This window comes from Simplicispira sp., assembly GCF_028687295.1.
In the GTDB taxonomy this organism is placed as follows: domain Bacteria; phylum Pseudomonadota; class Gammaproteobacteria; order Burkholderiales; family Burkholderiaceae_C; genus Simplicispira; species Simplicispira metamorpha.
The window spans coordinates 1-10,490 of the sequence record NZ_JAQUAL010000115.1 but is presented as its reverse complement, the minus strand read 5'-3'; the positions used below and the strand labels follow the sequence as shown (position 1 = coordinate 10,490).

Here is a 10,490-nt window from a genome sequence, read left to right as displayed (position 1 = left end):
GTGCCCACATGCTCTATCAGCTCCTTGCGCAGCGCACCCAGTGCTTTGGCATGCACCAGCAGCATGCGCTGGTCATCCAGCCAGATCCTGCCGTCGCTGGTGGAAAAGTGCAGGCGCCCCATCAGATCGACCAGATTGGGGAAGCGCACCTTGTCGATCTCGGCATTGCTGGCGTTGAAGACCGTGCGGTTGCCATGCGGCAGTGGCGGGGCTGGCGCAATGCTGGGGGCTACGCGCGATTCAGTCGATCGCGTGTTCTTGGCGGGTGTGGCTTTCGAGTTCAAGGCAGCGCTTCAGTGAAAAGAAGATATTGGGTCTTCATGGTTGTCTCTATTGAGGCTGCATTTTGGTGGCTTGTCTGTCGGGGTGCAAGCCATGCCATTTTTCCTGGGTGCTGGGGCGGATAAGCACCATTATTTTGACAGGCTGCCTGGATTCAGGCTGTGCATGGGCTGTGCTATTGGTGGCTGAATCAAAAGATACATATTACACCGCAGCCCTCTGGATGATGTGATTCATTTGGTTCATTGGGTTCTTTGCTTTTCTAGGTGTAAACCCTGGGTTGATTTTTGTTTTATCTCTATATGCCTGTGGATTACTTTGTTTTTCTAGTGGTAATCCCTAGGTTTTGAGGCCGTTTTGGGCCTTTTTCAGAGGGAGAGTGCCTGTGGCTGCGCAGGCCGTCAAAGCTGGCACGTCGATTGCAATGAATGGTCGCTTAGATCGATATGGCTGGAATGTGGTGGACAGATTGCTAAGCGCTGATGGCTGACTTTGGTTTGATCATGTGAAATTAAAAAAGGCAAGGAGACATGATGAATTCAGTTTTGAAGAAGGTGCGTATTTCGCCAGGTTGTCCGATTCGTTACCGATTGCCCCGCAGTATTGAAGTGGGGTTGCATGAGTTTGCCGCCGGCGTGGCTGTATCCAAAAAGATATCGAATCATTTTTAAAGAAGAGAGCAGGAGATCAGAGTGAAAAATAATCAAGACAACTTGGCCAAGATGAACCAGTTGGAATCCATGCTTGAAGATGATCCCGTCAAGCACGTCTATCGGCTCGACCGTGCCGCCTTCACCGACGAAGAGCTGTTCGAGATGGAGATGAAGTACATCTTCGAAGGCAACTGGGTTTTTCTGGGCCATGAAAGCCAGCTGCCCAACATCAACGACTACCTCACGGTGTACATCGGTCGCCAGCAGGTGATGATCACGCGCAGCAAAGACGGCAAGCTCAACGCCTTTGCCAATACGTGTACCCACCGTGGTGCCACGCTGGCTCGCCACAAAAAGGGCAACAAGTCCAGCTTCACCTGCCCGTTCCACGGCTGGACGTTCAACAACGCGGGCAAGCTGCTCAAGGTCAAAGACCAGAGCGCCGATGCCGGTTACCCACCCAGCTTCAACCACGAAGGCAGCCACGACCTGGTGCGCATCGGTGCCTTTGACAGCTACCGTGGCTTCCTGTTCGGCAGCATCAACGCCGATGTGCTGCCCCTGGCCGAGCACCTGGGCGAAGCCGCCAAGATCATCGACATGATCGTGGACCAGTCGCCCGAAGGCATCGAGGTGCTGCGCGGCACATCCACCTATACCTTTGACGCCAACTGGAAGCTGCAAGCTGAAAACGGCGCTGACGGCTACCACGTCACCGCCGTGCACTGGAACTACGCCGCCACCACGGGCCGCCGTGGTGCCGATGGCAAGGTGGACACCATCAAGGCCATGAGCGCTGGCAAATGGGCGCAGCAAGGCGGTGGCTCTTATTCCTTCAAGCACGGCCACATCCTGTTGTGGACCAACTGGGCCAACCCGGAAGACCGTCCGCTGTGGGCCAAGCGCGCCGAGTGGGTAGAAAAGTTTGGCGAAGACCGCGCCGACTGGATGCTGCGCAAGTCGCGCAACCTGTGCCTGTACCCCAACGTGTACCTGATGGACCAGTTCAGTTCGCAGATCCGCACCATCCGCCCGATCTCGGTCAACCAGAGCGAAGCCACCATTTACTGCATCGCGCCCAAGGGCGAACCGGCTGAGGCCCGCGCCCGTCGCCTGCGCCAGTACGAAGACTTCTTCAACGCCACCGGCATGGCCACGCCCGACGATCTGGAGGAGTTCCGTGCCTGCCAGACCGGCTTTGAGGCCAGCATCGTCAAGTGGAACGACATGAGCCGGGGTGCCACGCACTGGGTTCGGGGGCCAGACGCCACCGCCGACCTGATCGGCCTCAAGCCCGAGCTGAGCTGCGTCAAGACCGAAGACGAGGGCTTGTACATAGGCCAGCACGAGTACTGGCTTGAAACCATGAAAAAAGCGTGCGCCGCAGAACAAAAGCAAGGAGAAAAATAATGTTGTCCTACGAATCCATTCAAACCTTTTTGTACCAGGAAGCGCGTGCCCTTGACGATCGCCGCTGGGATGACTGGCTGGCGTTTTACGCACCGGATGTCAACTTCCACATGCCTGCCTGGGACGACGACGGCGGGCTCACCACAGACCCGCAAAAAGAGGTTTCGCTGATCTATTACCCCAGCCGTGCCGGTCTGGAAGACCGCATCTTCCGCATCGAAACCGAGCGTGCTGCCTCTGCCATTCCAGACACCCGCACCGGCCACGCGCTGAGCAACATCGAAGTGCTCAAGCAGGACGAAAACAGCATTGAAGTGCGCTTCAACTGGACCACCCACGCCTATCGCTACAACATCGTCGATACGTACTTTGGCTACTCCATCTACACCATCAACACCTCGGGTGAGACGCCGCTGATCCAGCGCAAGTACGTGGTGCTGAAGAACGATCGCATTCACCACTGGCTCGACGTCTATCACATCTGATAGCGGGCTGCCACTTCTCAGAGGAAACGATTCCATGTCTTACAACATTGCGCTTCAGTTCGAGGACGGTGTCTCGCGCATCATTGCTTGTGATGCCGATGAACTGGTTTGCGATGCCGCTTACCGGGCCAAGATCAACATCCCGCTCGATTGCCGGGATGGTGCTTGCGGCACCTGCAAGTGCCATTGCGAAAGTGGCAGTTTCACCATGGGCGTCTATATCGAAGACGCCATGACCGACGAAGAGGCCGATCAAGGCTATGTGCTCACCTGCCAGATGAAGCCTACCTCCGATTGCGTCATCAAGGTGCCGGCTTCGTCGGCGGCTTGCAAGACGGAAGTAGGCACGCACGGCAGCCATTTGCAGAGCATCAACCGCGACTCCGCCACCACGGTGTCGTTCACGGTGAAGTCCGAGCGGCCGGTGGCCTTTTTGCCAGGGCAGTACGTCAATCTGCTGGTGCCTGGCAGCAAGGACACGCGCTCGTACTCCTTCAGCTCGGCGCCCAACCAGCTGGAGCAGTCCTTCCTGATCCGCGATGTGCCCGACGGCATGATGAGCACCTTCATGCGCCACAAGGCGCAGGTGGGTGACTTCATGATGTTCACCGGGCCGTATGGCAGCTTTTACCTGCGCCCGGTGCAGCGGCCCGTGCTGATGCTGGCCGGTGGCACGGGTCTGGCGCCGTTTTTGTCCATGCTGTTGTCGCTCAAGGACAACCCGCCAGCGCACCCTATCCGCCTGGCCTACGGCGTCAATACCAACGATGACCTGGTCGAGTTGGAGCAGCTCAATGCGCTCAAGGCGGCCCTGCCTGACTTTGATTACTTCACCACGGTGGTCGATGTCGCCAGTGACCATCCCAAACAGGGCTACGTGACCAGCCACCTGTCGGCCCACGACCTGCATGACGGCAACGTCGATGTCTATGTGTGCGGCCCACCGCCCATGGTCGAAGGCGTGCGCAAGTGGATGGCGGGTGTGGGCGTACAGCCCCAGAACTTCCTGTTCGAGAAATTTTCTTCCACCAACGAGACGGGGGCCGCATGAGCCACGCACACCGATTTACTGGCAAGGTGGTGATTGTCACGGGCGCTGCCCAGGGCATTGGCCAGGGCGTGGCGCAGCGTGTAGCCGCCGAAGGGGGCAGCGTGTTGGCCGTAGACCGCTCTGACCTGGTCAAGGACACCGTGGCCGAGATCACTGCGGCTGGCGGCAAGGCAGCGGCCTTTGAGGCCGATCTGGAAACCTTTGCCGGTGCCCAGGCCATGGTGGCCGAGTGCCTGAAGCTGTACAAGCGCGTCGATGTGCTGATCAACAACGTGGGCGGCACCATCTGGGCCAAGCCTTTCGAGCACTATGAGGAAGCGCAGATCGAGGCCGAGGTTCGGCGCTCCCTGTTCCCGACCCTGTGGTGCTGCCGCGCCGTGCTGCCGGCCATGCTCAAGAAAAAGAAGGGCGTGATCGTCAACGTTTCGTCGATTGCCACGCGCGGAGTCAACCGGGTGCCCTATGCGGCGGCCAAGGGCGGCGTCAATGCCCTGACGGCATCGCTGGCCATGGAGCACACGCAAAACGGCATCCGCATCAACGCCACTGCCCCCGGTGGCACCGAGGCGCCGCCCCGCAAGATTCCGCGCAATGCCGCCAAGCAAACCCGGCAGGAAAAAGTCTGGTACCAGGCCATCGTGGACCAGACCAAGGCCTCCAGCCTGATGCACCGCTACGGCACGCTGGACGAGCAGATTGCGCCGATTTTGTTCTTTGCCTCGGATGAGTCGTCCTACATCACCGGCACGGTGCTGCCGGTGGGCGGCGGCGATCTGGGCTGATGCACTGGGCGCCGACCATGTTTTTCGACACCCATCCCAAAGTCAGCGTGGAGATCGCCCAGTCGGGCGAGATCTATGCCTGCGCCACCAATGAGAACCTGCTCAAGGGCATGCTCAAGCTGGGTCGCAAGGGCATACCGGCGGGCTGCGTCAGCGGTGGCTGTGGCGTGTGCAAGGTGCGCATCGTGTCGGGGCAAGTGCAATCGTGCGGGCCGATCAGCCGGGCGCATGTCTCTATCGAAGAAGAGGCACAAGGCATCACCCTGGCCTGTCGCGTGACCCCGGTCACGGCAGTCCGGCTGGAGGTGGCAGGCAGGCTGCTCAAGCCTTTTTCCAGGAAGCCCGCCCCAGCGGCGGATTCCACACCAATCTGACAATTGACATACCAACAGGAGATAGCAATGGGCGTTATGCGAATTGGCCACGTCAGCATCAAAGTGATGGACATGGCGGCTGCCGTCAAGCACTACGAAAACGTGCTTGGCATGAAAACCACCCTGCAAGACGAGCACGGCAACGTGTACCTCAAGTGCTGGGACGAGTGGGACAAGTACTCCCTGGTTCTGACCCCTTCCGACCGCGCTGGCATCAACCACGTGGCCTACAAGGTGCGCCGCGAAGCCGACCTGGATGCACTGCAACAGCGCATTGAAGCGTATGGCATTGCCACCGAGATGCTGGCCGAAGGCACCATGCCCGCCACGGGCCGTGTGCTCAAGTTCAACCTGCCCAGCACGCACGAAATGCGCCTGTACGCCACCAAGGAGTACGTGGGCACCGACGTGGGCACCACCAACCCTGACCCGTGGCCCGATGACCTCAAAGGCGCTGGCGCCCACTGGCTGGACCACCTGCTGCTGATGTGCGAGCTCAACCCCGCTGAAGGCATCAACCGCGTGGCCGAGAACACCAAGTTCATGTCGGAAGTGCTGGACTTTGGTTTGTCCGAGCAAGTGCTGGTGGGGCCCGAGGGCAACATCCAGGCTGCGACCTGGATGTTCCGCACCACCACGCCGCACGACATCGCTTTTGTGGGCGGCCCGACCAACGGTTTGCACCACATCTCGTTCTTTCTCGACTCGTGGCACGACGTGCTCAAGGCTGCCGACGTCATGGCCAAGAAGAAGGTCAAGATCGACGTGGCCCCCACGCGCCACGGCATCACGCGCGGCGAAACCATCTACTTCTTTGACCCCAGCGGCAACCGCAACGAAACCTTTGCCGGCCTGGGCTACCTGGCCCAGCCCGACCGCCCCGTGACCACCTGGACGGAAGATAAGCTTGGCTCCGGAATTTTCTATCACACCGGCGAACTGGTGTCCTCCTTCACCGAGGTGTACACCTGATCGTCGGCCACCTTCACACCCAACGACACGAACTTATGGACAACTTTCCTAGCTCTTCCGGTACCCGCAGCGTAGGCCAGCGGTTAATTGATGTGCTGGCCGCCAGCGATGCGGTGCGCGCCAGCGTGGCCTATGCGCAAGCGCTGGGCGTGGCCGTCAACGTGGCGGTGGTGGATGTCAGCGGTGTGCAGGTGGCGTTTTTGCGCATGCCGGGTGCGCCGCTGCACTCCATCGACATCGCCATCGACAAGGCCTATACCGCAGCCAGCTTTGGGCTGGCCACATCGCAGTGGCACAAAGTCCTGCAAGAACATTCGCCAGCCGTGCGCGAGGGCCTCGTGCTGCGCCCGCGCTTTGTCGCCTTTGGCGGTGGACTGCCGATTCTGGAGAACGGCTTGCGCATCGGTGGCATCGGGGTTTCCGGTGGCTCCGAGCAGGAAGATGAAGCCATCGCCCAGGCCGGGCTCAAGGCCATTGGCCTGGCTTAACCCCTTCAACTGCATCACTTTGATCACACCATGAAACAGATCCTGAACTTCATCAACGGCGAGTACGTCGGCAATGCCAGTGGCAAGACCTACGAAAAGCGCAACCCGGTCGATAACTCGCTGATCGGCATGGTGCATGAGGCGGGCCAGCCCGAGGTCGATGCCGCCGTGGCCGCTGCCCGTGCTGCGCTGCACGGCCCCTGGGGCAAGCTCTCGGTGGTCGAGCGCTGCGCCATGCTCGATGGTCTGGTGGCCGAGATCAACCACCGTTTTGATGACTTCTTGCAGGCTGAAATTGCCGACACCGGCAAGCCCGCCCACCTGGCCTCGCACATCGATATTCCGCGCGGTGCAGCCAACTTCAAGATTTTTACCGACACCATCAAGAACGTCTCGACCGAGTCTTTCGAGATGCGCACTCCCGATGGCAAAACCGCCCGCAGCTACGGTGTGCGCACGCCGCGCGGCGTGATCGCCATCATCTGCCCCTGGAACCTGCCACTCTTGCTGATGACCTGGAAGGCCGGCCCCGCGCTGGCCTGCGGCAACACCGTGGTGGTCAAGCCCTCGGAGGCCACGCCCAGCACCGCCACGCTCTTGGGCGAGGTGATGAACAAGGTGGGCGTGCCCCCCGGCGTGTACAACGTGGTCAACGGCTTTGGTACCAACTCGGCAGGCTCCTTCCTCACGGCCCACCCCGGTGTGAATGGCATCACCTTCACAGGCGAAACCAAAACCGGCACCGCCATCATGAAGGCCGCTGCCGATGGCATCCGCCCGGTGTCGCTGGAGCTGGGTGGCAAGAACGCTGCCGTGGTGTTTGCCGACTGCGACTTCGACAATGCCGTCAACACCGTGACCCGTTCGGTGTTTGAAAACTGCGGCCAGGTCTGCCTGGGCACCGAGCGCGTGTACGTGGAGCGCCCCATCTTCGACAAGTTTGTGGCTGCCCTCAAAGTCAAGGCCGAAACCATGAAGCCTGGCCGCCCCTTTGACCCCGACACCAAGATCGGCCCGCTGGTCAGCAAGGTTCACCAGAAGAAGGTGCTGTCGTACTACGCCAAAGCCAAGGAAGAGGGCGCCACCGTCGTCTTTGGCGGCGGCGTGCCCGACATGCCCGACGACCTGAAAGACGGCTGCTGGGTGCAGCCCACCATCTGGACGGGCCTGCCCGAAACGGCCAGCGTGGTGCGCGAAGAAATCTTTGGCCCCTGCTGCCACATCCAGCCCTTCGACACCGAAGAAGAAGCCGTGCGCATGGCCAACGACACCCAGTACGGTCTGGCCACCTCCATCTACACGCAAGACATCGGCCGCGCCAGCCGCCTGGCCACGCAGATCGAAGTGGGCCTGTGCTGGATCAACAGCTGGTTCCTGCGCGACCTGCGCACGCCGTTTGGTGGCTCCAAGCAGTCGGGCATTGGCCGCGAGGGCGGTGTGCATTCGCTGGAGTTCTATACCGAGCTGCGCAACGTGATGATCAAGTACTGATCGCCCGGTGTGCCCACAGCGGCAGGGCCGTGCAGTCACGGCTGTGACCTGCTGCTGAAAAGCTCATTTTTTGATAGCTTTTAGCGCTTATTCCACAAGGGCTAGAGGCTGAAAACACCATTATTTCTTTACCCACCTACCGGATGGAACCGCAATGGATGCAAAACTGATTGAAACCCTGGGCGACGAGCTGTACCAGGCCATGACGACCCAGACCGTGGTCGATCCGCTCACCAGCCGCTACCCCGACATCACCATCGAAAACGCCTACCACGTGCAGCAGCGCATGGTGGCGCGCCGCGTGCAGGCGGGTGAGCGCGTGGTGGGCAAGAAAATCGGCGTCACTTCGGCGGCAGTCATGAACATGCTGGGCGTGTACCAACCCGATTTTGGTTATCTGCTGGACGGCATGATCTACAACGAGGGCGACGCCATCGACACCTCCACGCTGATCCAGCCCAAGGCCGAGGGCGAAATCGCCTTCATCCTGAAAAAAGACCTGATGGGCCCCGGCATCAGCAACGCCGACGTGCTGGCCGCCACCGAGTGCGTGATGCCGTGCTTCGAGATCGTCGATTCGCGCATCCGCGACTGGAAGATCAAGATCCAGGACACCGTGGCCGACAACGCCTCCTGCGGCGTGTTTGTGCTGGGCGACCGCGCAGTGGACCCCCGCCGCATCGACCTGTCCACCTGCGGCATGGTGCTGGAGAAAAACGGCGAAATCATCGGCACCGGCGCTGGCGCTGCCGCGCTGGGCTCGCCCGTGAACGCGGTGACCTGGCTGGTCAATACGCTGGGCCGCCTGGGCATTGGCATGAAGGCGGGCGAAGTGATCCTGTCGGGCGCCCTGGCGGCCATGTCGCCAGCCAAGGCGGGCGACAACTTCCGCGTCTCCATCGGCGGGCTGGGCAACTGCTCGGTGCGTTTCTCCTGAGCGTGTAGGTAGCCAGACCATGGCCACAGCCGTTCACCCCTCTGCCAGCGCCGTCACCGTGCTGGTGTCGCGCCGCGTCAAGCCCGGGCACGAGGCCGAGTTTATGCAAGCCGCCGATGCCATGACCGCAGCGGCCAGCCGGTTTGCGGGCTATCTGGGTGGACACCTGGTGCGCCCCGAGGCCGATGCCGACGAGCAAGAGCACAACCTGTTCCACACGGTGTTTGCCTTTGACAACCCCGCGCACCTGCAAGCCTGGCAAACCTCGCCCGAGCGCATGCGGTGCCTGGAGGCGATGGCCGCACACACCTTCAGCAGCAGCAAACTGCGCGAGGTCAGCGGTCTGGGGCATTGGTTTGCGACTGCGGGGGCTCCGGCACACCAGCCGCCGCCGCGCTGGAAGGTGGCGGTGGTGACCTGGTTGGGCATTTGTCCCACGGTATTCATGTTGTTTCTGGTGGTGGCCCCGTGGCTGGAGCGCTGGCCGCTGCTGCCGCGCGTGATGGTCATCACCGCCTTGGTGGTGCTGATCATGACCTGGGTCGTGGCGCCCCGGCTCACCGCCTGGCTCAAACCTTTTTTGTACCCGCCTGCGCGCGACAACACCTGACAAGGACTTGGTATGGATCTTTTACTCAAAGGCAAACGTGCCCTGGTCACCGGCTCCACCTCCGGCATTGGCTGGGCCAGTGCCCGTGAACTGGCTGCCGAGGGCGCCCATGTGGTGCTCAGTGGCCGCGACCCGGCCCGGCTGGCCAGCGCCGTCGCGCGCATCCAGGCCGAGGTGGCCGGTGCCGTGGTGAGCGGGGTGGCCGCCGATTTGTCCACCGCCGCCGGTTGCCAGCAATTGCTGGACGGCGCCGGCGAGCTGGACATTCTGGTCAACAACCTGGGCATCTTCGAGCCCAAGCCGTTCGAGCAGATTGGCGACGAGGACTGGACGCGCTTTTTCGAGGTCAACGTGATGAGCGGCGTGCGCCTGTCGCGCCACCACCTGCCGCGCATGAAGGCGCGCAACTGGGGCCGCATCGTGTTCATCTCCAGCGAATCGGGCATTTGTCCGCCCGCTGAAATGGTGCATTACGGCATGAGCAAATCGGCCCAGCTGTCGGTATCACGCGGCCTGGCAGAAACCTGCATCGGCACTGGCGTCACCGTCAACAGCGTGCTGCCCGGCCCGACCCGCACCGAAGGCGTGGGTGACTTTTTTGCCACGCTGGCACGCGATGCCGGCCAAACGCTGGAGCAATCCGAACACGACTTTTTCAAGTTTGCCCGGCCCACCTCGCTGCTGCAGCGTTTCATCGAGCCAGCAGAAATCGCCGCCATGGTGACTTACGTCTGTAGCCCGCGCTCCGCTGCCACCAATGGCGCTGCGCTGCACGTCGAAGGCGGCGTGGTGCGCTCTCTTATTTAATGGAAGGAACCCGTTTTCATGCAAAAAATCAAATGCGCCCTGATAGGCCCGGGCAACATCGGCACCGACCTGCTGGCCAAGCTGCAGCGCAGCCCCGTGCTCGAGCCCGTCTGGATGGTCGGCATCGACCCCGAATCCGACGGCCTGA

Annotated in this window: 12 protein-coding genes and 1 pseudogene; 12 read left to right on the top strand and 1 reads right to left on the bottom strand. The window is 61.2% G+C overall.

What is annotated here, in order from left to right; all coding sequences use genetic code 11:
- The coding region (locus tag PHX69_RS12175) for a XylR N-terminal domain-containing protein (RefSeq protein ID WP_288043974.1) at nucleotides 1-284 on the bottom strand (284 nt) is incomplete at its 3' end.
- Between the two features lie 720 nt (nucleotides 285-1,004).
- On the opposite strand from PHX69_RS12175, the gene benA reads away from it, so the two are divergent.
- From benA to PHX69_RS12115, 12 genes and pseudogenes are all read left to right on the top strand, one after another.
- On the top strand, nucleotides 1,005-2,345 hold the full coding sequence (gene benA / locus PHX69_RS12170) for a benzoate 1,2-dioxygenase large subunit (RefSeq protein ID WP_288043975.1): 1,341 nt from the start codon (nucleotides 1,005-1,007) through the stop codon (nucleotides 2,343-2,345).
- Nucleotides 2,345-2,830 (top strand): benzoate 1,2-dioxygenase small subunit, encoded by a 486-nt coding sequence (benB, locus tag PHX69_RS12165; protein WP_288043971.1) that lies wholly within the window; start codon nucleotides 2,345-2,347, stop codon nucleotides 2,828-2,830. The genes benA and benB overlap by 1 nt, the downstream gene beginning before the upstream one ends.
- A 34-nt stretch (nucleotides 2,831-2,864) precedes the next feature.
- Nucleotides 2,865-3,881, top strand: a complete 1,017-nt coding sequence (gene benC / locus PHX69_RS12160; protein ID WP_288043969.1) for a benzoate 1,2-dioxygenase electron transfer component BenC — start codon at nucleotides 2,865-2,867, stop codon at nucleotides 3,879-3,881.
- A complete protein-coding gene (locus PHX69_RS12155; protein WP_119013112.1) occupies nucleotides 3,878-4,663 on the top strand; it encodes a 1,6-dihydroxycyclohexa-2,4-diene-1-carboxylate dehydrogenase in 786 nt (261 codons plus the stop codon). The genes benC and PHX69_RS12155 overlap by 4 nt, the downstream gene beginning before the upstream one ends.
- Before the next feature lie 17 nt (nucleotides 4,664-4,680).
- Nucleotides 4,681-5,037, top strand: coding sequence for a 2Fe-2S iron-sulfur cluster-binding protein (locus tag PHX69_RS12150; protein ID WP_119013175.1), 357 nt, complete (start codon nucleotides 4,681-4,683; stop codon nucleotides 5,035-5,037).
- A gap of 27 nt (nucleotides 5,038-5,064) precedes the next feature.
- Nucleotides 5,065-6,009, top strand: coding sequence for a catechol 2,3-dioxygenase (locus PHX69_RS12145; protein WP_288043967.1), 945 nt, complete (start codon nucleotides 5,065-5,067; stop codon nucleotides 6,007-6,009).
- A 35-nt stretch (nucleotides 6,010-6,044) separates the two neighbouring features.
- Nucleotides 6,045-6,497 (top strand): GlcG/HbpS family heme-binding protein, encoded by a 453-nt coding sequence (locus PHX69_RS12140; protein WP_119013110.1) that lies wholly within the window; start codon nucleotides 6,045-6,047, stop codon nucleotides 6,495-6,497.
- A gap of 30 nt (nucleotides 6,498-6,527) precedes the next feature.
- Nucleotides 6,528-7,988 carry a 2-hydroxymuconic semialdehyde dehydrogenase gene (locus PHX69_RS12135; RefSeq protein WP_288043966.1) on the top strand — a complete coding sequence of 487 codons (1,461 nt, stop codon included), beginning with the start codon at nucleotides 6,528-6,530 and terminating at the stop codon, nucleotides 7,986-7,988.
- A 154-nt stretch (nucleotides 7,989-8,142) separates the two neighbouring features.
- Nucleotides 8,143-8,925 carry a 2-oxopent-4-enoate hydratase gene (dmpE, locus tag PHX69_RS12130; RefSeq protein ID WP_119013108.1) on the top strand — a complete coding sequence of 261 codons (783 nt, stop codon included), beginning with the start codon at nucleotides 8,143-8,145 and terminating at the stop codon, nucleotides 8,923-8,925.
- Nucleotides 8,926-8,944: 19 nt separating this feature from the next.
- Nucleotides 8,945-9,535 carry an antibiotic biosynthesis monooxygenase gene (locus PHX69_RS12125; RefSeq protein WP_119013107.1) on the top strand — a complete coding sequence of 197 codons (591 nt, stop codon included), beginning with the start codon at nucleotides 8,945-8,947 and terminating at the stop codon, nucleotides 9,533-9,535.
- 12 nt (nucleotides 9,536-9,547) lie between these two features.
- The gene (locus tag PHX69_RS12120) at nucleotides 9,548-10,342 is read left to right on the top strand and encodes an SDR family NAD(P)-dependent oxidoreductase (RefSeq protein WP_288043964.1); all 795 of its coding nucleotides are present in this window, start codon (nucleotides 9,548-9,550) and stop codon (nucleotides 10,340-10,342) included.
- A gap of 18 nt (nucleotides 10,343-10,360) precedes the next feature.
- Nucleotides 10,361-10,490: pseudogene (locus PHX69_RS12115) on the top strand (acetaldehyde dehydrogenase (acetylating)); the annotation flags it as partial.